Here is a 22950-nt window from a genome sequence, read left to right as displayed (position 1 = left end):
CGGACCGGCGAGCCCTTTCGACTCGCGCGGTGCACCCTTTTTCACAGATCAGGGCTGATCTCAAGTCTCTTCATCACCTCCGACGTCACCAATGATGTCGGTCACGTCCTCATCGCCCTCTTCCTCGTCGGCAATGAAGGTCGAATCATCGTCATCGTCGTCGTCGATGGTCTCATCAACCTCGATATCGTCCTCTGATTCCGGCACGACGGCCTTGACCTTGCCGGTGTTTTCCTCAGCATCCGCCTCCTCGAGGGAGACCAGCTCTTCGGCCTCCGCCGGCTCCGGCGCGGCATCCGCCGTCGCCGCGTGCCGGGCTTCGGCGCCGCGGGGGACGCGAGCGGGTGCCACCGGGGCGATCGGCACCACCTCGCCGGTATAGGGCGAGATCACCGGATTCTTGTTGAGGTCATAGAACTTCTTGCCCGTGGTCGGGCAAATACGTTTGGTTCCGAGTTCGGACTTGGCCACGGCAGGAATCCTGGGAATGTCTGAAAAGCGGTGCTTCACTTGGCTAGTTGGCGGCCCGCTGTCAATAGCGCATTACAAGAGAACGACATGCCCGTGACGAGGCGCGGACCATGTGGTACCTGCGCCGCAGCCCGGTGAGGGCGCATCCAAGGACACAATCTTGACCCATTCCGACCAACCGAGGCCGCTCCAGGCCCGCGCCAGCGGTCCCCTGACCGGGAAAGTACGGGTGCCCGGGGACAAGTCGATCTCCCACCGCGCCCTCATCCTGGGCACGCTCGCGGTCGGCGAGACCAGGATTTCAGGCCTGCTGGAGGGCGAGGACGTCCTCAACACAGCCAAGTCCATGCAGGCGCTCGGCGCCACGGTCGAGCGTACCGGCGATTTCGCGTGGAAGGTGCAGGGCGTGGGCGTTGGGGGCTTCGCCCAGCCCAAGGCGCCGCTGGATTTCGGCAACTCCGGCACCGGCTGCCGGCTGGTCATGGGCGCCGTTGCCGGCTGCCCGATCTCGGCGGTGTTCGACGGCGACGCCTCGCTGCGCAGCCGCCCCATGCGCCGGATCCTCGATCCGCTGGAAAAGATGGGCGCCAGGGTCGTGTCCGGGGGCGAGGGCGGCCGTCTGCCGCTGACCCTCCAGGGCGCGCGCGATCCGCTGCCGATCACCTACAGGACCCCGGTCGCCTCGGCCCAGATCAAATCGGCCGTGCTGCTGGCGGGCCTGGCTGCGCCGGGCACCACGACGGTGATCGAAAGCGAGGCCAGCCGCGACCACACCGAGCTGATGCTGAAGCATTTTGGCGCCGACATCACCTCGGTCCAGGAAGGCCGGCACGGCCGCCGCATCACGCTGGTGGGCGAGCCCGAGCTGCATGGCGCCAATGTCGTCGTCCCCGCCGATCCCTCTTCGGCGGCCTTCCCGATTGTTGCGGCGCTGGTCGTCGAGGGTTCCGATATCGTGCTGTCCGACGTCATGACCAATCCGCTGCGCACCGGCCTGTTCACCACGCTGCGCGAAATGGGCGCCTCGATCGAGGAGAGCGAGGTGCGGGGCGATGCCGGCGAGCCGATGGCGCGCTTGCGCGTGCGCGCCTCGAAGCTGCGCGGCGTCGAGGTGCCGCCGGAGCGCGCGCCCTCGATGATCGACGAATATCTGGTGCTGGCGGTCGCAGCCTCCTTCGCCGAAGGCACGACGATCATGCGCGGGCTGCAGGAGTTGCGCGTCAAGGAATCCGACCGGCTGGAGGCGACCGCCGCCATGCTCCGCGTCAACGGCGTCAAGGTCGAGGTCTCAGGCGACGATCTGATCGTCGAGGGCCGCGGCCATGTCCCCGGTGGCGGGACCGTCGCCACCCACATGGACCATCGCATAGCGATGTCCGCGCTGGTGATGGGCTGCGCCTCCGACCAGCCGGTGACGGTCGACGACACCGCCTTCATCGCCACCAGTTTCCCGGACTTCATTCCGATGATGCGTTCGCTAGGGGCCGAGTTTTCATGAGGCTGCGGCCATGAGTGCTGCCTTCGACCGCGATGCCCTGCTGGATGCTTTCGATGCGATCGGCCGTGCTGCAGCCGACGCGGGAACCAGGCTTCGGATCGCAGTCTATGGGGGCTCTGCGCTCATGCTCGCCAGCAATTTTCGCTTTGCGACCGAGGATGTCGACGTATCGAAGCTCGAGCGCCCACTGCCCGGCTGGCTGGATAGAGTGACGGCCGAAATTGCCGTCAAGAACGGATGGAGTGCTGACTGGTTCAACGATCAAGTCGCATTCCACCTCAGCCCGCTGGCCGATCGCGCCGCGGATCATCTCGAATTTGGTACTTTCCCGCGCGACGGGACACCGCCTGGACTTGAGGTTTCCGTGCCCTCCGCGGAATATCTTCTGGCACTGAAGTTGAAGGCGTTTCGGATCACGGATCCCGTACGCGGAGAGGCGGAGCGGCTGGACATCTTGAACCTGATGAAAGTGGTTGGAGTCTCAACCGCGGAGCAGGCCATCGCGCTGCTTGGGCGGTACTTTCCGGTGAGCGCGGCGTCCTCGGAAAAACAGCGATTCCTGCTGAAGCACATGGACCTCGGGGGAGGAGCCGATGCGCCCAAATACCCTCGCTGAGGCCGTCGGGCGCATTCGCGCCGGGGCGCCGCAGGACGCCACGCTGGCCGAATTCATCGACACGTTCGATCTGGCAGGGACCAGCCACGCCCAATACGAGGCGATAAAGGACGAACCCGCGTTGACGCGAAACGACCGGCTCGACGCCTTGGTCGGCGCTATTGCCGAATATCTGGCAAAGCAACGCCGTCTCGGCCGGGTACCTGCATGGGTTTGCGATCCGGCGCGACGCCTTGCCGAACCATGGTTCACCACGTCGTCGCCATCCGACGCGATGCGCGAATATCTCACCTTTGCGAGTCCTGCAGAATTCGCGTCTCGCAACATTTTCACCGAAGAGCGGCCCTTGCGACGCGCCCGCGGGCCACAGACAGTCAAGGGTTGAGTGATATGATCATCGCCATCGACGGGCCGGCGGCCTCGGGCAAGGGGACGCTCGGCAAGCGTCTCGCCCACCATTACGGCTATCGCCACTTGGATACCGGCGTGATCTACCGCGCGGTGGCCTATTCTCTCATGGAGTCCGGCCACGATCTTCGCGACGAGGCGGCTGCGGTGCAGGCCGCACTGGAGCTCGACCCCGAAAAGTTCGGCAATCCCGCGCTGAAGACCCAGAAGGCCGGCGAGGGCGCCTCGATCGTCTCGGCGATCCCCAGGGTCCGCGAGGTCCTGGTCAACTTCCAGCGGCAATTCGCCGCCGATCCGCCCGGGGCGGTGCTGGACGGCCGGGACATTGGAACCGTGATCTGCCCGCATGCCGACGTGAAGATCTTCGTCGTCGCCGACCCCAAGGTTCGCGCCCGCCGCCGCACCATGGAGGCGAGGGCGAGGGGCGAGGAGGCCGACGAGGCCGCCGTGCTCGCCGACATCATCCAGCGCGACGAACGCGACAAGAACCGGCCGATTGCGCCTTTAAAGCCCGCCCCGGATGCTTACTTGCTAGATAACTCCCAACTGGATATAGAAGGCGGCGTCCGGGCCGCCATCGACATTATCGAGGCCGTCCGAGCGGGCCGGTCGCGGGGCTAAGCCGCAGCCGTCATTGGAGGAAGCGCCCGCTCCCGCCTTTTTGATGTCGATACTTCGGTCCCCTCGTTTCGGGGCCGGCGCAATCCAGGCTCCGGACAAAGATTCCACGTATCGAACGCGCGGGCCTCTGCCGGCCCGTTTCCGCTATTCCGGCGCCGAGCCGGGGTAGCGAGCGGTCGCTCGAAGGTTTTTGCGGACCTTCCGACACTGCGCGTGCGATGCGCCTATGAACCCAACGGCCGGCAAGACTTCCGCAACTGGAGAACAAATGGCTTCGACTTCTGCTGATACCTATAGCCCTTCGCGTGACGATTTCGCCGCGATGCTCGACGAGTCCTTCGCAGGCGGCAACCTGCAGGAAAGCTCCGTCATCAAGGGCAAGGTGGTTGCAATTGAAAAGGACATGGCCGTCATCGACGTCGGCCTGAAGACCGAGGGCCGCGTCGCGCTGCGCGAGTTTTCCGGCCCCGGCCGTGAAAGCGACCTCAAGGTCGGCGACGAGGTGGAAGTGTTCCTCGATCGCATCGAAAACGCGCTCGGCGAAGCCGTGCTGTCCCGCGACAAGGCGCGCCGCGAAGAGAGCTGGGGCAAGCTCGAGAAGGCGTTCCAGAACAACGAGAAGGTCAACGGCGTCATCTTCAACCAGGTCAAGGGCGGCTTCACGGTCGACCTCGACGGTGCCGTGGCGTTCCTGCCGCGCTCGCAGGTCGACATCCGCCCGATCCGCGACGTTGCGCCGCTGATGAACAACTCGCAGCCGTTCCAGATCCTGAAGATGGACCGCCGCCGCGGCAACATCGTCGTCTCCCGCCGCACGGTGCTGGAAGAGACCCGCGCCGAGCAGCGTCAGGAGCTGGTGCAGAACCTTGAAGAGGGTCAGGTCATCGACGGCGTGGTCAAGAACATCACCGATTACGGTGCGTTCGTCGATCTCGGCGGCATCGACGGCCTGCTGCACGTCACCGATATCGCGTGGCGCCGCGTCAACCACCCGACCGAGGTGCTCTCGATCGGCCAGACCGTGAAGGTCAAGATCATCAAGATCAACCACGAGACGCACCGCATCTCGCTGGGCATGAAGCAGCTGCTGGACGATCCGTGGCAGGGCATCGAAGCCAAGTACCCGCTGGGTGCCCGCTTCACCGGCCGCGTCACCAACATCACCGACTACGGTGCGTTCGTCGAGCTCGAGCCGGGCATCGAAGGCCTGATCCACGTCTCCGAGATGTCGTGGACCAAGAAGAACATGCACCCCGGCAAGATCGTGTCGACCTCGCAGGAAGTCGACGTGCAGGTGCTGGAAGTCGATTCCGTCAAGCGCCGCATCTCGCTCGGCCTCAAGCAGACCATGCGCAACCCCTGGGAGGTCTTCGTCGAAGCTCACCCGACCGGTTCGGTGGTCGAGGGCGAGGTCAAGAACAAGACCGAGTTCGGTCTGTTCCTGGGTCTCGAGGGCGACGTCGACGGCATGGTCCACCTCTCCGACCTCGACTGGAAGCTTCCGGGCGAGCAGGTGATCGACAACTACAAGAAGGGCGACATGGTGAAGGCCGTGGTGCTCGACGTTGACGTCGAGAAGGAGCGCATCTCGCTTGGCATCAAGCAGCTCGAAGGCGACCCCTTCGCCGAGCCGGGCGATGTCAAGAAGGGCGCGGTCGTGACCTGCGAAGTGCTCGAAGTGAAGGAGAGCGGTATCGAGGTGAAGATCGCCGGGACCGACTTCTCGACCTTCATCAAGCGCTCCGAGCTCGCGCGTGACCGCAACGACCAACGTGCCGAACGCTTCGCCGTCGGCGAGAAGGTCGATGCCCGCGTGATCCAGTTCGACAAGAAGGCCCGCAAGGTCCAGGTGTCGATCAAGGCGCTCGAAGTCGCCGAGGAGAAGGAAGCCATCGCGCAGTACGGCTCTTCCGATTCGGGCGCGACGCTCGGCGACATTCTGGGCACCGCGCTCAAGAACCGCGACAGCAAGTAAGCGAATCGTACGTTTCGCTGACATCAAGGCCCCGGCGCGAGCCGGGGCTTTTTTTATTTTTGGCGTCTCATACTCCGCTGTCGTCCCTGCCAAGCGCAGCTCTGGACAACGCGCAGCGTTGTCTGGAGCAGAGCGCAGATCAGGGACCCATAACCACCGGATCGAGTTTGGCGAAGATTCGCGGTTGCCAGCTCGCGCGACAACTTTTCCCTGTGCTTATGGATCCCCGCCTTCGCGGGGATGACGACTGAGTCTGCGGCGGCTTGCTCGCCCCTCACCAGGCCTTGTTTTCTTCAAATTGCGCCGCAATTGATGTATCCAGATAAGCCAATGGTCACGCTGTGACGGCACAACGCGCCCAGCCTTTCATTTGGAGATATTCCGATGTCGCTCGATTCGGACATCATCGTCGATCGCCGCAGGATCCGCCGCAAGCTGACGTTCTGGCGTGTGATGGCCGCGCTGATCGCGATCGCGGCGATCGCGAGCTTCGCGCTGATCGCGACACCCGGGGCGCGCGGCAGCTTCGCATCCGTCGGCTCGATCGCGCGCGTGCATATCGATGGGTTGATCCGCAGCGATTCCGAGCGCACCCAGGCGCTGGAGCGGCTGGAGAATTCGGCCGCCGCCGCCGTCATCGTTCACATCAACTCGCCGGGCGGCACCACGGCCGGCTCCGAGCAGCTCTACGACTCGCTCACCCGCCTGAAGGCGAAGAAGCCGCTGGTGGTCGTCGTCGAGGGTCTCGCCGCATCGGGCGGCTACATCACGGCGATCGCGAGCGACCACATCGTCGCCCAGCAGAGCTCGCTGGTCGGCTCGATCGGCGTGCTGTTCCAGTACCCCAACGTCTCCGAGCTGCTGAAGACCATCGGCGTCAAGGTCGAGGAGGTGAAGTCCTCGCCGCTGAAGGCGGCACCCAACGGTTTTGAGCCGACCAGTCCCGAGGCGCGGGCCGCGCTCGATGCGCTGGTCAAGGATTCCTACGCCTGGTTCAAGGGGATGGTGAAGGAACGGCGTGGCATGGATGACACGCAGCTCGAAAAAGTCGCCGATGGCCGTGTCTTCACCGGGCGCCAGGCGATCGATCTCAAGCTGATCGACCAGATCGGCGACGAGAAGACGGCGGTGACCTGGCTGGTCGAGCACAAGGGCGTCAAGAAGGGGCTTCCAGTCCGCGACTACAAGCTTCAGCCGCGCTTTGGCGATCTGACTTTCCTCAAGACGGCGGCCGCCGTGACGCTGGAAGCGCTCGGTTTGAGCTCGATTGCGCATCAGATCGGCCAAACCGGCGTCGCGCAGGCGGTCGACCGGCTCGGAATGGATGGCATGCTGGCCTTGTGGCAACCGGCCGCATCAAACTGACTGGAACAGGCGAGTTTCGCGAGGTTTTCTCGCCCTGCGAGTGCCGGCGCAGCACGCTTTTTCGGCATTTGTCACGTATTTTCGCGATGCCCAGCCTTGATTTAGCGTCTTGACAGATCACGGTATTTTCACGGAAATGGTCATCCGCACGCTCCCGGGTCCTATCTCTCGATGATCAAATCCGAACTTGTTCAGCGTATCGCCGAGCACAACCCGCATCTGTACCAGCGGGATGTCGAGAACATTGTGAATGCGATTCTCGAAGAGATCGTAGCGGCGCTTGCGCGCGGTGATCGCGTCGAGTTGCGCGGCTTCGGTGCCTTCTCGGTCAAGCACCGCCCTGCACGCGCAGGGCGTAATCCACGCACCGGCGCCCACGTGCCCGTCGACCAGAAGAGCGTTCCGTTCTTCAAGACCGGCAAGGAAATGCGCGAGCGGCTGAACCGCGACCATCCGGATCCCGGCGCGGCAGACTAAGGCGCGATGTGATCGCGCTTTAGGGTTTTTCGCGGTCGCACAGCGTGCGGCCGCAAGCTTGATTCAAGGCGAGCGAAGCCAGATGCGAAAGTTCCTGACCGCGCTGATCGTGCTTCCGCTGGGCGTGATCCTGGTCGCGTTCGCCGTCGCCAACCGGCACTTCGTCACGGTCTCCTTCGATCCCTTCATTTCCGACGACCCGTCGCTGTCGCTGACGTTGCCGCTGTTCCTGCTCCTGATCCTGGTGGCTGCGTTGGGCGTCGTGGTCGGCGGCTCAGCCGTCTGGTTCGGCCAGCGGCGCTGGCGGCGCGCGGCGCGCCGGAATGACGCGGAGGCCCGGACCGCCAGGGCCGAACTGGCCGATCTTCGGGCCCAGGCGGCTGCGGCCAGGCCCGAGCCCCAGCGCCTTCCCTCTCCCTCCGGGGTGGGCCTGTACGGGCCCGTCGGGCGAGACAAGCAGCGCGCGACGTTGTAGAAGCGGCCCCGACCGAAAGCCCCGTTTTCCGGCCGCGGACCAGCGGCCTCCATCTGCTTTGAGATCATGTCCCTGCTCGTCAAAATCTGCGGCCTGTCCACGCGGGAGACGCTTCAAACGGCGCTCGACGCCGGTGCCGACATGGTGGGATTCGTGTTCTTTCCGCCGTCGCCGCGACATCTCTCCCTGGAGGCCGGGCGCGAGCTGGGCCGCCAGGCGAAGCAGCGCGCGCTCAAGGTCGCGCTCACGGTCGATGCCGACGACGCCACGCTCGACAACATCATGGATGCGCTGTCGCCGGACATCTTCCAGCTCCATGGCAAGGAGAGCGTGGCGCGGCTGCGCGACATCAAGCAGCGCTTCGGCCGCCCCGTGATGAAGGCGGTGCCGGTCGCGACAGCGGCCGATCTCGCCGCGCTGCCGGGCTACGCCGCAGTCGCCGACAGCATTTTGTTCGACGCCCGCGCACCGAAGGATGCGACGCGGCCCGGCGGTCTGGGGGAGCCCTTCGACTGGCACCTGCTGGAAAATCTCGATCTGAAACTGCCCTACATGGTCTCGGGCGGGCTTCACGCCGACAACGTCACCGAGGCCCTCCGCGTCACCCGCGCCGGCGGCGTCGACGTGTCCTCCGGTGTCGAGAGTGCCCCCGGCGTCAAGGACCCTGAAATGATCAAGGCCTTCATTCGCGCCGCGCGCGCCAGCCAAGATACAAGCCAAGAGTTGAGTGTTCGATGACCGTCGCCAAACCCAATTCCTACCGCAGCGGCCCCGACGAGCGCGGCCATTTCGGCATCTTCGGCGGCCGCTTCGTCGCCGAAACCCTGATGCCGCTGATCCTCGACCTGGAAAAGGCCTACACCGCCGCCAAGGACGATCCGGCGTTCCAGGCCGAGATGAACGGCTACCTCAAGAACTATGTCGGCCGGCCTTCGCCGCTCTATTTCGCCGAACGCCTGACCGAGCATCTCGGCGGCGCCAAGATCTACCTGAAGCGCGAAGAGCTGAACCACACCGGTTCGCACAAGGTGAACAACGTGCTCGGCCAGATCATGCTGGCGCGGCGCATGGGCAAGAAGCGCATCATCGCCGAGACCGGCGCCGGCCAGCACGGCGTCGCCACTGCGACGCTGTGCGCGCGCTTTGGCCTGGAATGCGTGGTCTATATGGGCGCCGTCGACGTCGAGCGTCAGCAGCCCAATGTCATCCGCATGGAGATGCTGGGCGCGAAGGTGATGCCGGTGCAGTCGGGCACGCGCACGCTCAAGGACGCCATGAACGAGGCGCTGCGCGACTGGGTCACCAACGTGCACAACACATTCTATTGCATCGGTACGGTCGCGGGTCCGCATCCCTATCCGACGCTGGTGCGCGACTTCCAGTCGATCATCGGCAACGAGACCAGGGCGCAGATGCAGGAGGTCGAGGGACGCCTACCGGATTCGCTGGTCGCCTGCATCGGCGGCGGCTCGAACGCGATGGGCCTGTTCCATCCTTTCCTCGATGATCCCACGGTCGAGATCTTCGGCGTGGAAGCCGCAGGCCATGGGCTGACGCAACTGCATGCGGCCTCGATTGCGGGCGGCCGTCCCGGCGTGCTGCACGGCAACCGCACCTACCTCCTGATGGATGCGGACGGCCAGATCCAGGACGCGCATTCGATCTCGGCCGGCCTCGACTATCCCGGCATCGGGCCCGAGCATTCCTGGCTGCACGAGGTCGGCCGCGTGAACTATCTCTCCGCCACCGACGACGAGGCGCTCGCAGCGTTCCAGCTGCTGTCGAAGCTCGAAGGCATCATTCCCGCGCTGGAACCCGCGCACGCCATCGCCAAGGTGATGGAGCTCGCGCCGAAGCGCGCAAAAGATCACCTGATGGTCGTCAATCTCTCCGGCCGCGGCGACAAGGACGTCCCGCAAGTCGGCGACATCCTGAAGGACAAGAAGTGAGGCGGGCGTCGCTCTCTCTGCACCTCTCCCCGTCGGGGAGAGGTCGGCTGCGTAGCAGCCGGGTGAGGGGTCTCTCCGCTCACTCGAACCTTAGTGATGTCTGGATGAGCTCAAGCACGCCCTCGAGATTCTCGTACACATCCGTGTTCGAGACCCGAATGACGAGGAAACCGCAGGCCTCAAGCACCTTGGTCCTTGCTTCGTCGCGTTCGATCTCGGACGGGCTGGAATGTGTGACCCCGTCGACTTCAATGATGAGCTTCCCGTCCAGCGTCACGAAATCGACGACATACCGATCGACCGGATGCTGGCGACGAAACTTCCAGCGGGCAAGCTGCCGGTTGCGCAGCGCCTGCCAAAGCTTCGCTTCGGCACTCGTCTGCGACTCGCGGAGCCTTCGCGCTCTGGACTTGAACCTCTCCATCCCCCTCACCCGGCTGCTTCGCAGCCGACCTCTCCCCGGAGGGGAGAGGTATAGCACAGCGGCGGCCGGATCATGACCACGCGTATCGACACCCGTTTTGCCGAGCTGAAGAAGCAGGGCCGCTCGGCCTTCGTCACTTATGTGATGGCTGGCGACCCTGATATCACGACGTCGCTCAATATCGTCAAGGCGCTGCCCAAGGCAGGCGCCGACGTCATTGAACTCGGCATTCCCTTCACCGATCCGATGGCCGATGGTCCGTCGATCCAGGCTGCAGGCCTGCGCGCTCTCAAGGCGGGCATGACCTTGAAGAAGACGCTCGAACTGGTGCGCGCCTTCCGCAAGGACGACAACGTCACGCCGCTGGTGCTGATGGGCTATTACAATCCGATCTACATCTACGGCGTCGACAAGTTCCTGGCGGACGCCAAGAGCGCGGGCGTTGACGGCCTGATCATCGTCGACCTGCCGCCGGAGGAAGACGACGAGCTCTGCATTCCCGCGCTGAAGGCCGGCCTGAATTTCATTCGCCTCGCAACCCCGACCACCGACGACAAGCGTCTGCCCGCGGTGCTCGCGAACACGTCGGGCTTTGTCTATTACGTCTCCATCGCTGGCATCACCGGTGCTGCGGCGGCCGACGCAAATGTCGTCGGGGAAGCGGTCGCGCGCATCAAGCGGCATACCAAGCTGCCGATCTGCGTTGGTTTTGGCATCCGCACGCCGGAGGCTGCGCGCGCCATTGCCGAGAAGGCCGATGGTTCGGTGGTCGGCACCGCGCTGGTGGATGCGCTCAAGAACAGCCTCGACGCGGAAGGGCGGGCGACCGCCAAAACCGTTAACGCCGTCGCGGAATTGACGGCCGCCCTGGCCCAGGGCGTCAAGGGCGCACAACAGGCGGCGGAATAGGCCATAATTCCGCTGTAGCTCTTTAGTTGAGCATGATCTGGTCGGAAAACTGCTTCACACTTTTCCGGATCATGCTCTAACGCGGGCGAGACGGCGGCTTGCCGGGCAGAGGCCGGGCCGCCATATATCCTTCAGGCGATCCGCGAAGCGGGGTCGCACATCGGAGCAAACCATGAACTGGCTTACCAATGTGGTCCGGCCGAAGATCCGCAACATGCTGCGGCGGGAGACGCCGGAGAACCTGTGGATCAAGTGCCCGGATTCCGGACAGCTGGTGTTCTACAAGGACGTCGAGGCCAACCAGTTCGTCATTCCCGGCTCGAACTACCACATGCGCATGGGCGCGGTGGCGCGTCTGAAGTCGATCTTCGACAACGAGACTTGGTTCGACGTCGCGCTGCCCGAGGTCACGCCCGATCCGCTCAAGTTCCGCGACGAGAAGAAATATGTCGACCGCATCAAGGATGCGCGGGCGCGCACCAATCTGAATGACGCGATCAAGGTCGGCTACGGCAAGCTCGAAGGCTCCGCCGTCGTCGTCGCCGTGCAGGATTTCGACTTCATGGGCGGCTCGCTCGGCATGGCCGCGGGCGAGGCCATCGTGCGCGGGATGGAGCTCGCGGTCGAGAAGAAGTCGCCGTTCATCGTGTTCGCCGCCTCGGGCGGTGCGCGCATGCAGGAGGGCATCCTGTCGCTGATGCAGATGCCGCGCACCACGGTCGCGGTGCAGATGCTGCGCGAGGCAAAACTGCCCTACATCGTCGTGCTGACCAATCCGACCACCGGTGGCGTCACCGCGTCCTATGCGATGCTGGGCGACGTGCAGATCGCCGAGCCCGGTGCGCTGATCGGCTTCGCCGGCGCGCGCGTGATCGAGCAGACCATTCGCGAGAAGCTGCCGGAAGGTTTCCAGCGCGCCGAGTACCTCAAGGAGCACGGCATGGTCGACATGGTCGTGCATCGCCACGAGTTGCGCCCGACGCTGGCGCGGCTCTGCCGACTGCTGACCAAGGCGCCGGCGCTGGAAGGCGTATCGAAATCAGTGCAGCCGGTCGCGAGCCCGGCGCAGATCGTATCGGCGGCCGAGACGGCGCCGGCTGCGCCCCACGCGTGAACGCCTCCTCTGACAGTGCAAAGACTCCGCTCGTCGAATTGATCGGGCGGCTGTCGGCTCTGCATCAGAAGCGCATCGATCTCGGGCTCGAGCGGATGCACCGCCTGCTCGAACGGCTCGGCCACCCCGAACGCAAGCTTGCGCCGGTAATCCACATCGCCGGCACCAACGGCAAGGGTTCGACGCTGGCTTATCTGCGCGCGACGCTGGAAGCTGCGGGCTTGCGGGTCCACGCCTATACCTCGCCCTATCTCGTCCGTATCAACGAATGCTTCCGGCTCGGCCGTGCGGGCGGCGGCGGGCTCGTCGGTGACGACGAGTTGCGCGCCGCGCTGGAAGAGGTCGAGCGCGTCAATGCCGGCGAGCCGGCGACCGTGTTCGAGCTGAAGACGGCTGCCGCGTTTCACCTGTTCGCGCAGAACCCGGCCGAGGTGGTGCTGCTCGAAGTCGGCCTCGGCGGCCGGCTCGATTCGACCAACGTGGTCGATGCGCCGGCGGCCTGCGTGATCACGCCTGTCAGCATGGACCACATGGATTTCCTCGGCGATACGCTGACGTCGATTGCCGGTGAGAAGGCCGCGATCATCAAGCACGGCGTGCCCGTGATTTGCGCCGAGCAAATGCCGGAGGCGATGGCCGTGATCGAAGCACAGGCCAAACGCATGCGTGCGCCGCTGTTTGCCGCGAACGAGAGCTGGCACGTCAATGTCGAGCGCGGGCGTCTGGTCTATTCCGACGATCGCGGCTTGATGGATCTTCCGGCGCCGCGTCTGTTCGGCCGCCACCAATTCGCCAATGCCGGGCTTGCGATCGCGACGCTGCGTGCGCTTCCAGCCATCAAGGTCAATCACGCCGCGTTCGAAGCCGGCATTGTCGGTGCCGAATGGCCGGCGCGGATGCAGCGCCTCACCTCGGGCGAACTGCTGTCCTGGGGTCCGCAGGGCTCCGAGATCTGGCTCGACGGCGGCCACAATGCGGAGGGCGGGCGTGTCGCTGCTGCGGCGCTCGGCGATCTCGAGGAGCGGGTGTCGCGGCCGCTGGTGGTGATCGCGGGCATGATGGCCAACAAGGACGCGCAGGGATTCCTCGCCAATTTCGCCGGCCTCACCCGCCATATCATCGCGGTGCCGATTCCCGACACCGAGAACGCAATGCCGGTCGATCGCCTCGCGGATGCCGCACGCAGTCTCGGCATGCGCGTCGAAACCGTTTCCGGCGTCGAAGCCGCGCTGCGCGCCTTGGCGAAGCTCGCCTACGACGTGCCGCCGCGCATCCTGATATCAGGCTCGCTGTATCTCGCCGGCCACGTGCTGGCGATCAACGGCACGCCTCCTGCATAGACGGTCTTGTGTCCCGGACAAGGCGCATCGCGCAAGCGATGAGCCGCAGAGCCGGGACCCAGAATGCCGCAACATGGGCCCCGGACGCAGCGCACCGCTGAAGAGGCGCTGCGCTGCGTCCGGGGAACGAGAGAGAAATGCCGATGCGTTTCGCCGCGATCGCCGACGTCCACGGAAATTACCTCGCGCTGGAGGCCGTGCTTGCCGACATCCGCGCGCACGGCATCTCCGACATCGTCAATCTCGGCGACATGCTGAGCGGCCCGCTCGATGCGCGCCGCACGATCGAGATCCTGATGAGGCTCGATGCCGTGCATGTGCTCGGAAATCACGACCGCTATCTGCTCGACCGTCCGCCGGAGAAGATGGGCTCGTGGGACCGGCCCGCCCACGCACAGCTCGATGCCGCGCAGCTCGACTGGCTGCGCGGGCATCCCATGACGCGCGTCTTCCGTGAGCGGGTGTTTCTTTGCCACGCGACGCCCGGCAACGATGAAGTCTATTGGCTCGACACCGTGCATCCCGACGGCACGGTCGCACTGTCGCCGCTCGATCGCATCGAGCAATTCGCGCAAGGGATCACGCAGTCGCTGATCCTCTGCGCCCATACCCATCTCGCCCGCGCCGTGCGCTTGCGCGACGGCCGGCTGATCGTCAATCCCGGCAGTGTCGGCAGCCCTGGTTATCGCGACAAGCATCCATTCCCGCATGTCGTTGAGGCGGGCAGCCCCCACGCGCGCTACGCGATCCTCGAAATCGCTGATAGCGGTTGGCAGGTGACGTTCCGTCACGTCGCATACGATCACGAGGCCATGGCTGCGCTGGCGCGTCGCAATGGTCAGCCGGAGCTTGCGAACGCGCTTGCGACGGGGTGGATCGGGTAGTCACGCTCGTGTCCCGGACGCGACGCAGAGCAGGGACCCAGAATGCCGCGACATGGGCGCCGGCTCTGCAGCGCATCGCTGAAGAGGCGCTGCGCTGCGTCCGGGGCACGAGCGCCGCTTACTTCAATAGCTTCATGGGATCCGCCACCTTCTGCTTCAGCTGCTCGAAGCGGCATTGCCGCGGCGCCTTGTCGGGGCGCCAGCGCAGGATCGAGGTGCCGTGGCGGAAGCGCTCGCCGCTGAAATGGTCGTAGCAGACTTCGACGACGAGCTTCGGCTTCAGTGGACACCATTTCGCCGAGCGTTCGGTCGACCAGCGGCTCGGCCCGCCCGGTGCGTTCCCGGTGAAGCCGGGCTCGCCGATCAGCGCCTCCAGCCGGTCGGTCAGGTCGGGCTTCTCCTCCGCCTTGATGGCCGAGGTGAAGCCGACATGGTGCAGCAGGCCGTTATCGTCGTAGAGTCCGAGCAGCAGCGAGCCGACCACCTTGCAGCCGGCGATCTCGTTGGTGGCGTAGCGGAAGCCGCCGACCACGCAATCGGCGCTGCGGAATTTCTTGATCTTCTGCATGCCGTCGCGATTGCCCGCCTGATAAGGCAGGTCGACGCGCTTGGCGATGACGCCATCCGAGCCGCCGCCGGATTGCGCGAGCCATTTCCTGGCCGTGGCGTAACTCGGCGTCGCCGGCGAGAGGCGGAACAGACTGTTCTTGATGTTGGCTTTCGCGAAAGCCTCCAGCGCCGGCCGCCGCTCGCGCAACGTCTTCCCAGCCAGGCTCTTCTGTCCGGATGTCGCCAGCAGATCAAAGGCGAGGTAGAGCGACGGTGTCTCCACCGAGAGCTTCTTCACGCGGCTCGCGGCCGGATGGATCCGTTGCAGCAGCGCGTCGAAGGAAAAGCTCTTGCCCTGCGGCACGACGAGCTCGCCATCGAGCGTGAAGTGGTCCGCCTTCAGCCTCAAGGCTGCGGCGACGACTTCCGGAAAATAGCGTGCGAGGTCTTCGCCCGACTTCGAGCGCAGGTCGACATCATCGCCATTCCGCGAGAGCAGGCAGCGAAAGCCATCCCATTTCGGCTCATATTGCCACTCCTTGCCGCGCGGGATCTCATCGACCGAGCGCGCCTCCATCGCAACGAGAGAGCTCGGTCTTCGCGCACGCTTTGGGGGCGGGGTCGGCAAGGGCGAGACTCGTCATACGCTGAACACGTCCCATCAACGCAAAACGGCCGGCTTTGGCCGGCCGTTTCGAAAATAATCTTCGAGGCGGATCAGACCGCGGAGGTGATCCACTGCTGCAGCTTCGCCTTGGGCGCCGCGCCGACCTGGCGCGAGGCCATCTCGCCGCCCTTGAAGATCATCAGGGTCGGGATCGACATCACGCCATACTTGGAGGCGGTCTTCGGGCTCTCGTCGACGTTGAGCTTCACGATCTTGACCTTGTCGCCCATCGCGCCGGCGATCTCGTCGAGGGCGGGCGCGATCATGCGGCAGGGCCCGCACCATTCGGCCCAGAAATCGACGACCACGGGGCCGTTCGCCTTAAGCACTTCGGCTTCGAAATCGGCGTCGGAAACCTTGCTAACGGCCATTGGGAGTACCTCACTCGGTTGAAAGAGAATCGGCGCGACCTGGAATCGCGCCCGGGATCATGTGGCCAACCTATGAACGGGTCCTTGCCGGGTCAAGGACGCTCACACCGAGATGAAGGGATGCCAGCGCCGCGTCCAGCGCGGGGGCCGAAATCTCCATATATTCAAGGGCCTCCGTCCAGAGCAGGACGGCCCTGACGGGCTTTCGGGGATAAAGCCGCGCCAGCACCGCCCGGTACAGCGCAAGCTGGCGGACATAGGCTGCAGGCGCCTCTGCGGGGCTTCTGGGGGCCGCCTGGTTGGTCTTGAAATCGACGATCAGGACCTCCTCGGGGCGAACCACCAGCCGGTCGATCTGCCCCGACACCAGCGCCGGGGTGCGGCCCGCTCGCTCCAGCCGCCCGGCGATGGCAACCTCCGCGCGGCTTCCGGCGGCAAAGACCGGCGCGAAACGCGGTTCTGTGATCAAGGCGAGCACCTTATCGACCAGCGCAATGCGGTCGGCCTCCGGCCAGTCCGAGGCATTGCGTGCCATGAAGCCCAGCGCCGCCTCGCGCCGGCGCTCCATGGCGATGTCGGGCAGGGATTGCAGCAGACGGTGCACCAGCGTGCCGCGTTGCAGCGCCAGAGCCCGCGACTGGATCGATTCGCCGGTCCGCACGCTGCGGCCCTCGTCGGCAGACTGGCCCGAGGGGCGCACGGGATCGTCGTCGATGGGCTCGCACGGCGCCGGCGTCCGCAGCCAGTCCGGCAGCACGACCGATTGGTCCCGGGTCGCGGCCGGCGTGCCCAGCGCCGCGACATCCTCCGGCCGGGCGAACCGGGTCACCTTGCCGAGCGGCGTCTCGATGATCTGCTTGTCCAGGCCCGAGCCTTTGAGCCCGGTGTCGACGAGGTCGTACCAGCTCAGCTTGCGGACCGTCCTCATGTTGCCGGGCATGCAGCCGCCGACGATCAGCCGGTCGGCCGCCCGCGTCATCGCGACGTAGAGCAGGCGGCGATACTCGTCCTCGGTCTCCTCGAGCATCGCCTTGCGCGCCTCGGCAACCGGCCTCGGATCATCCGCCTTGCGGCCGGCCCAGACCACCACCTCGCCGCCGTTGCCGCGCGGCACGTGAATCAGCCGAACCCGCTGCGAGTCCGCAGGCGACGATGTCGTGTCGACCATGAACACGACGGACGCCTCGAGCCCCTTGGCGCCGTGCACGGTCATCACCCGCACCTCGTCGCGCGAGATCTCCATGTCGCGCTTCACCTCGGTGTCGGCCGAACGCAGCCAGGCCATGAAGCCCTGCAGCGAGGCCGGTGCCTTGCGCTCATAGTTCAGCGCGAGCTCCAAAAATTCGTCGAGCGCGTCGTTCGCCTCATGGCCGAGCCGGCGCAGGATGCGCGCCCGCCCGCCATCACCGCCCAGCAGCCATGCGTAAAACGCGAACGGCGTCTCCTCGTGCGCACGAATCTCGCAGGCTTCCAGGCGCCGCAATGCCGCGGCGAACTTTTCGCTTCCAGCCGCATGCTCGGCGAGCGCGCGGCGCAGCGATCCCTTGCGGTCATGGGCCAGCTGAAACAGGTCATCGTCATCGAGCCCGAACAGCGGGCTCTTCAGCGCCACCGCGAGCGCGAGATCGTCCTGCGGCAGCAGCAGCGCGTCGGCAAGGTTCATCAAATCGATGATGGCGATATGCTCGGTGAGCTTGAGGCGGTCGGCGCCGGCGACCGGGATATTGGCGTGCTTCAGCGCCTGGATCACGGCGTCGAAGGCGTTGCCGCGCCGCCGCACCAGGATCAGCATGTCGCCATAGCGCATGGGGCGGCGCTCGCCCTCGTGCCCCGTCAGCGTGCCGCTCTCGACCAGCCGCTTGATCTCGGCCTGGATGCGGCGGGCAAGCTTCACCTCCGGGCTGGTGACGGCGACGCCGTCGAACGGCGCGCGCCAGCCTTCGATGTCCTGCCTGTCGTCTGCCTCGGCGAGGTCCCACAGTTCGATCACGCTCGGCCCGGCATCGGCAAGCGCGTTGTGCAGGGGATGGCCGATCTCGACCGAATGGATGCTCTTGTAGATCGCGGGATCGCGGAAGACGTGGTCGACCGAATGCAGGATCGTCGCGCCCGAGCGGAACGAATAGGTGAAGGCGACCGGGTCGAACTTCAGCCCGGCCGCGGTGAACTTGCGATGCAGCTCGCGCCGGCGCGCATCGAACTCGTGGGGCGCTGCGCCCTGGAACGAGAAGATCGACTGCTTCTCGTCGCCGACCGCGAAGATGGTGCGGTTCAGCCCCTCGCGCGCGCCTTCGCCGGCGGTGAATTCGGAGATGATGTGCGCGACGATGTCCCACTGCCGGGGGCTCGTGTCCTGGGCTTCGTCGATCAGCACGTGGTCGACGCCACGGTCGAGCTTGTAATGCACCCAGCCCGAGGCGACGCGATCTAGCATCGCCAGCGTCTTGTCGATGAGGTCGTCATAATCGAGCAGCCCGCGCTCCTGCTTCTCGCGGCGGTAGTTCGCGGCGGCGGCGGTCGCGATGTGCAGCAGGGCGGCGGTGCGGTCGCGAACCGTGACGGCGCGGCGCTTTTCGATCAGCCCTGCAAGACGCTGCGCCTCGGCCTCGAACAGGCGGGCAACGGATGGGTTGTGATCGCAGAATTTCTTGGTCAGCACCGCCTTGCGCGGTAGCTTGTCGTCGGTGAGGAAGACGGACAGATAAGCATCGACCTGGTCGCCGCCGGAAAAAGCCTTTGCCGCGCGCAGCCGCCCGGCCTGGTCATTGTCCGACTTGCTGCCGTCCTCCAGCGCGAAGGCGATGTCGTCCCAGCGCGAGCGCGGCAGGAACGGGCCGTCGAGAATCTCCGTCTCGACGTCCTCGATGCGGTCGCTCGCGTCAGCGCCGAGCACCGCAGCCATCTGCGCCGCTGCGGCTTCCGCGTTGCCGGCCTCGTCGGTCCAGGCCATGAAGTGATCGCGACTGAGGCACGCCTCGCGCACGACCTCCTTGAAGGTGACATCGGCGGCGCTCGCCATGGCGGTCAGGAGCGCGCGTCCGGTCACGCTCTCGGGGGCGCGCGCTGCCTCCAGCAGCACCTTCAGATTGGCGCGCTCCATCATGTCGGTCTGGTCGCGCTCGTCGATCACGGCAAAGCGCGCCGGCACGTTGGCCTCGAACGGAAACTGCTGCAGCAGGCGGGTGCACAGCGCATGGATGGTCTGCACCTTCAGCCCGCCCGGGGTCTCCAGCGCGCAGGCGAACAGCTTCCGTGCCTCGCGCCGCAGCTTCGCGCTCGGATGCGGGATGCCGACGGCGCGGATCGCGGCATCGAGCGCGGTGTCATCGAGCGTCACCCAATGCCCGAGCGTGGTGAACACGCGCTCGGCCATGTTGGCCGCGGCGGCCTTGGTGAAGGTGATGCAGAGGATCTTTTCCGGCGGCACGCCCGACAGCAACAGGCGGATCACGCGCTGCACCAGCACATGGGTCTTGCCCGAGCCGGCATTGGCCGAGACGAAGGCCGATGCGGTGGGATCCGATGCACGCGCCTGCCGCGCGCGCACCTCGTCGGGGATGGGCCGCGGCGCCTTCACCATTCCTCGATCCCCAATCCTCCGGCGGCGGACCATTCCTTGATCCGGGCGAGATCGTCATAGGTGCCGTAGCGGTTCGCCCACATCGGCAGGTTCAGCGAGGTGTAGGCCTGGTTCTCGTCCTCGAAGGCGCGGATCAGCGCTTCCAGCTTGGCCCGCGCCTCGGCCGCCGCGGTGTCCGGCGGTTGCGGCTCGTCGCCTTGCTTGAACTTGAGCTCCAGGATGCGCTCCTCGCCCGGTGGATTGTTGCCGCTGAGGCGGACATAGACGAGCTGGCTCACGGAGGAGCCGGCGTCGATATCAGGGAAGCCGCCCTCGCGCAGAATCGCGGCTTCCAGCGTGAGCTGCGGCGACAGGCCCATGCGGACCTGCTTGCCGGTCGGCGGCTGCCCGGTCTTGTAGTCGAGAATGGCGTAGCTGCCGCCCTGGCGGCGCTCGATGCGGTCTGCGCGCGCGGCAAGATGGAAAATGCGCGCATTGTCGAGCGGGATCGTGATCTCGCCCCGGGTCTCGGCCGTGATGACCTCGATCGCGTCGCGCCGCGCCGTCTCCCATTCGCCGAACCAGCGCGCGATACGCTGGAAGCGTGGCCACCACAGCGCCCGCGCCTCGGGGCGCTCCATCAGCGGCGCAAAATGTTTCTCGCCGATCGCACGCAGCACGCGCGCGGGATCGTCGGGCAGATGTGCGGCATATGTCTCGGTGAACTCGCCGAGCGCATCGTGAATCGCCGAACCGCGGTCGGCGGCCGAGAGCGGCATGTCGACGGGATCGAGCGCATCGAGCCGCAGGATGCGTTTGGCGTAGATCGTGTAGGGATCGCGCAGCCAGTCTTCGATTTCGGTGACGGACATCTTGAGCGGCCGCATTGCGCGCGGCGGCCGAGGCTCCGGCTGCTTGATCGGTCTGACCTCGTCGGGCTGGTCCAGGGCGGCCGCAAACTGCACATATTTCTCGCCGGCACGGATAGCCGCGCTCCAGAGATCATCGCCCGCGACCGCCTCCAGCCGGTGCAGGAAGCGCGAGGCGACCGCCGGCGCGCCGCCGGCCTTGGCGGAATGGGTGAGGATCACCTCGTCGCCGCCGAGCAGCTGCGCGAAGTCATGGGCGGAGAGGCCGATGCGGCGCTCCGGCAGGTCGAGCCCGAGCTCGTGCCGCATCGGCCGGCTGAGCCAGGGATCGATGCGCGGCGCCGGCGGCCAGACGCCTTCGATCAGCCCGCCCACGATGATGCGGTCGGCCTGCATCAGCCGCGATTCCAGCGGACCGTAGATCTGCAAGCGGGCGCCGGGCCTGTCGCGCCGCCGCACCGCGCGATCGCCGAACGCCGTCTGGAAGACGTCGGGATAGTCGGGCAGCGGCACCATCAGCCCGCTGGCCGTGCCGCTGCGCAGGAGATCGTCAAAGGCGCTGGCAAGCGCGAGACCATCGCGATCCTCGAAGGCGAGCGGGACGCCCTGCTCGTCGCGCGACAGCTCGATCAGGATCTCGCGATGCCGATGCGCGAGCTCGGCGAAGTCATATGGTTTCGCGGGCGGCAGGCTCTCGATTGGCGCCAATGCCTTTTGCAGGGCATCGATCAGAATTTGGATGCGATCGAGATCCTCCGTCTTGAGACGCGCCCGCGGCTCGGCGCGGTGCAGCGCGGAGACCTCGCGGCGCCAGAGCTTCGCCAGTTCCTCGCGGAAACGGTTAAATTCGCGCAACAGGCCTGCGGTGGCCGCCGGCGGGCGCGTGCCGCGCAGGACTGCGAGCTCGAGGCCTTCGATTGCCTTCTTCCACGCGCCGGGTGCGCGGCCGAGCCGGCATAGCGGATGTTTCAGCATCGCCAGCAATGTCGGCGGCTCCAGCCCCTTTGTCGCTGCCTCTGCCGCGAGACGCGCGAAAGTGCCGGCGGATGTTTCCATCAGCACATCGCCGCCGGAATCGTCGAAGGCGAGGTCCCATCGGGTCAGCGCCGCCATCACCCGCCGCGCCAGCGCGCGGTCGGGCGTTACCAGCGCCGCCGACTTGTCGAGATGCCGCGCCTCGCGCATCGCAATGGCGATCGCGAGCGCCTCCATTTCAGGATTGGGGGCTTCGACGACCGCGAGGTTCTTCATGCCGCCGGCGATCTTCGCAGCGACGTCAGGCTGCTTCAGGCGGTCATGCCAGACTTCCGTCCTGGCGGACGGTCGCATCGATTCGGACGCGAGCAGATCGCGGCCGTCTTCCGCTGGGAGCCGAAGAATGTCGACATCGCTGCGCTTGATGCCGAAGCGATCCAGCAGCGCGTGCATGGCATATTGCGGATGGTTCGAGGCCGGATGCTCCACGAACTTGCCGAGAGAGTCGCGCACGCCGCCGATGGTGCGCCAGGCGTCGTCGAGATCGGTGTCGAGGCCTGGCAGCACCACCGCGCCATGCGGCAGCGACGCGACCGCGTGCAAGAACTTCGCGGTGGCTGGCATCGAGCCGGTCGACCCCGCCGCGATCACCGGCCCGTTCGGATGCGTGGTCAGCCGTTTGGCTTCCGCCGCGATCAGGAGATCGCGCCGTGCGGCCGGCTCGATCCGGTTGATCTCCGCGAGATGATTGGGCCAGGCGATGCGCGCGATGCGCAGGAATTCGAGCGAGTGCTGCCAATAGCGGTCGAGCTGGTCGGGCACCAGTCCATCGAGCGCGCTCCAGTCCACGCCGCGCGTGACCATGTCGTCGATCAGGCGAGCGAGATCGGATGCAAGCGCCAGCGTCGAGGCCGGCCCGCCGACCACCAGCGGTGACAGCACCGGGCCCTTGGCCCAGGCGGCGACGAGCTGCGCCAGCGTCAGCCGCCGTTCGAGCTCGCCCAGTCGCGGCGGAATGTCGAGCGGCGCTGCACCGGAAAACTGCTCGCTCTCGCCGGCAAAAGCGAGTTCGTCCTCGTCGATGTCGCCGAGCGCGACGATGCGCGGCAGCACGACCGCGTCCGCTTTCATTTCATCGAGAAAGATCTCACGCACGACGCGCATCGCACGCCTGGTCGGCAGGTACAGCGTGGCGTCGGCCAGCCGCGCCGGTTCCTTGCGGGCCTCGAACCCCTCGACCAGCCGGCCGTCGAGCAGGGCCGTGACGACCGTGCGCAGAAACGGAACTGAGATGGGAACACTGAAAACGCGCATGAGCCGCCTGATTCGAGAATCAGGGCAATATAGGGAGATGGGGTCGAATGGTCATGCGCGGGAGCGAGGTCTTCCCCGTTGTTCGCCAGGCTGGACAGGTGTCATCATCCGCGAAGGCGG

General features: G+C 65.9%; 20 protein-coding genes. 14 read left to right on the top strand and 6 right to left on the bottom strand.

Going from position 1 to position 22950, the window contains the following annotated elements; translation table 11 throughout:
- Positions 1-60: 60 nt before the first annotated feature.
- Positions 61-471, bottom strand: coding sequence for a TIGR02300 family protein (locus EDE08_RS19770; RefSeq protein ID WP_035673723.1), 411 nt, complete (start codon positions 469-471; stop codon positions 61-63).
- A gap of 160 nt (positions 472-631) precedes the next feature.
- On the opposite strand from EDE08_RS19770, the gene aroA reads away from it, so the two are divergent.
- The 10 genes from aroA (at position 632) to trpB (ending at position 9855) form a co-directional block, all read left to right on the top strand.
- Entirely contained in the window at positions 632-1969 is a 1338-nt protein-coding gene (aroA, locus tag EDE08_RS19765; RefSeq protein WP_131870515.1) for a 3-phosphoshikimate 1-carboxyvinyltransferase, read from the top strand.
- A gap of 10 nt (positions 1970-1979) precedes the next feature.
- A complete protein-coding gene (locus EDE08_RS19760; RefSeq protein ID WP_131870513.1) occupies positions 1980-2585 on the top strand; it encodes a hypothetical protein in 606 nt (201 codons plus the stop codon).
- Positions 2563-2970 (top strand): hypothetical protein, encoded by a 408-nt coding sequence (locus EDE08_RS19755; RefSeq protein WP_131870511.1) that lies wholly within the window; start codon positions 2563-2565, stop codon positions 2968-2970. Before EDE08_RS19760 ends, EDE08_RS19755 begins: the two co-directional genes overlap by 23 nt.
- Positions 2971-2975: 5 nt before the next feature.
- Positions 2976-3614 (top strand): (d)CMP kinase, encoded by a 639-nt coding sequence (gene cmk / locus EDE08_RS19750; RefSeq protein ID WP_131870510.1) that lies wholly within the window; start codon positions 2976-2978, stop codon positions 3612-3614.
- A 268-nt stretch (positions 3615-3882) separates the two neighbouring features.
- Positions 3883-5589, top strand: coding sequence for a 30S ribosomal protein S1 (gene rpsA, locus EDE08_RS19745; RefSeq protein ID WP_165936049.1), 1707 nt, complete (start codon positions 3883-3885; stop codon positions 5587-5589).
- A 384-nt stretch (positions 5590-5973) separates the two neighbouring features.
- Complete coding sequence (gene sppA / locus EDE08_RS19740) at positions 5974-6954, top strand: signal peptide peptidase SppA (protein ID WP_131870506.1); 981 nt, start codon at positions 5974-5976, stop codon at positions 6952-6954.
- Positions 6955-7125: 171 nt separating this feature from the next.
- Positions 7126-7431, top strand: a complete 306-nt coding sequence (locus EDE08_RS19735; protein WP_008539997.1) for an integration host factor subunit beta — start codon at positions 7126-7128, stop codon at positions 7429-7431.
- 82 nt (positions 7432-7513) lie between these two features.
- Positions 7514-7906, top strand: a complete 393-nt coding sequence (locus tag EDE08_RS19730; protein ID WP_131870504.1) for a lipopolysaccharide assembly protein LapA domain-containing protein — start codon at positions 7514-7516, stop codon at positions 7904-7906.
- A 66-nt stretch (positions 7907-7972) separates the two neighbouring features.
- The gene (locus tag EDE08_RS19725) at positions 7973-8644 is read left to right on the top strand and encodes a phosphoribosylanthranilate isomerase (RefSeq protein ID WP_131870502.1); all 672 of its coding nucleotides are present in this window, start codon (positions 7973-7975) and stop codon (positions 8642-8644) included.
- A complete protein-coding gene (gene trpB, locus EDE08_RS19720) occupies positions 8641-9855 on the top strand; it encodes a tryptophan synthase subunit beta (protein ID WP_131870501.1) in 1215 nt (404 codons plus the stop codon). The genes EDE08_RS19725 and trpB overlap by 4 nt, the downstream gene beginning before the upstream one ends.
- Positions 9856-9934: 79 nt before the next feature.
- Here trpB and EDE08_RS19715 read toward each other — a convergent pair whose 3' ends face one another.
- Positions 9935-10279 (bottom strand): endonuclease domain-containing protein, encoded by a 345-nt coding sequence (locus EDE08_RS19715; protein WP_131870499.1) that lies wholly within the window; start codon positions 10277-10279, stop codon positions 9935-9937.
- A 72-nt stretch (positions 10280-10351) separates the two neighbouring features.
- Between EDE08_RS19715 and trpA the strand changes: the two genes are divergently transcribed.
- The 4 genes from trpA (at position 10352) to EDE08_RS19695 (ending at position 14526) form a co-directional block, all read left to right on the top strand.
- Positions 10352-11188, top strand: a complete 837-nt coding sequence (gene trpA / locus EDE08_RS19710) for a tryptophan synthase subunit alpha (RefSeq protein WP_131870498.1) — start codon at positions 10352-10354, stop codon at positions 11186-11188.
- 172 nt (positions 11189-11360) lie between these two features.
- Positions 11361-12302 (top strand): acetyl-CoA carboxylase, carboxyltransferase subunit beta, encoded by a 942-nt coding sequence (accD, locus tag EDE08_RS19705; RefSeq protein ID WP_028176465.1) that lies wholly within the window; start codon positions 11361-11363, stop codon positions 12300-12302.
- Complete coding sequence (locus EDE08_RS19700) at positions 12299-13642, top strand: bifunctional folylpolyglutamate synthase/dihydrofolate synthase (protein ID WP_131870496.1); 1344 nt, start codon at positions 12299-12301, stop codon at positions 13640-13642. The genes accD and EDE08_RS19700 overlap by 4 nt, the downstream gene beginning before the upstream one ends.
- Positions 13643-13785: 143 nt before the next feature.
- Complete coding sequence (locus EDE08_RS19695) at positions 13786-14526, top strand: metallophosphoesterase family protein (RefSeq protein ID WP_165936063.1); 741 nt, start codon at positions 13786-13788, stop codon at positions 14524-14526.
- 118 nt (positions 14527-14644) lie between these two features.
- Here EDE08_RS19695 and EDE08_RS19690 read toward each other — a convergent pair whose 3' ends face one another.
- The 4 genes from EDE08_RS19690 to addB all read right to left on the bottom strand — a co-directional run bounded on the left by EDE08_RS19690 (position 14645) and on the right by addB (position 22830).
- Positions 14645-15652: an ATP-dependent DNA ligase gene (locus EDE08_RS19690; RefSeq protein WP_131870680.1), complete on the bottom strand. Its 1008-nt coding sequence runs from the start codon at positions 15650-15652 to the stop codon at positions 14645-14647.
- Positions 15653-15792: 140 nt separating this feature from the next.
- Complete coding sequence (trxA, locus tag EDE08_RS19685) at positions 15793-16113, bottom strand: thioredoxin (RefSeq protein WP_008540017.1); 321 nt, start codon at positions 16111-16113, stop codon at positions 15793-15795.
- Between the two features lie 70 nt (positions 16114-16183).
- Positions 16184-19693 (bottom strand): double-strand break repair helicase AddA, encoded by a 3510-nt coding sequence (addA, locus tag EDE08_RS19680; RefSeq protein WP_165936048.1) that lies wholly within the window; start codon positions 19691-19693, stop codon positions 16184-16186.
- Positions 19687-22830 carry a double-strand break repair protein AddB gene (gene addB, locus EDE08_RS19675; protein WP_131870484.1) on the bottom strand — a complete coding sequence of 1048 codons (3144 nt, stop codon included), beginning with the start codon at positions 22828-22830 and terminating at the stop codon, positions 19687-19689. The genes addA and addB overlap by 7 nt, the downstream gene beginning before the upstream one ends.
- Between the last annotated feature and the right edge of the window lie 120 nt (positions 22831-22950).

It is taken from the genome of Bradyrhizobium sp. R2.2-H, from assembly GCF_004346455.1.
Lineage (GTDB): Bacteria > Pseudomonadota > Alphaproteobacteria > Rhizobiales > Xanthobacteraceae > Bradyrhizobium > Bradyrhizobium diversitatis.
The sequence above is the reverse complement of the archived record's forward strand: the minus strand, read 5'-3'. Positions and strand labels throughout refer to the sequence as shown.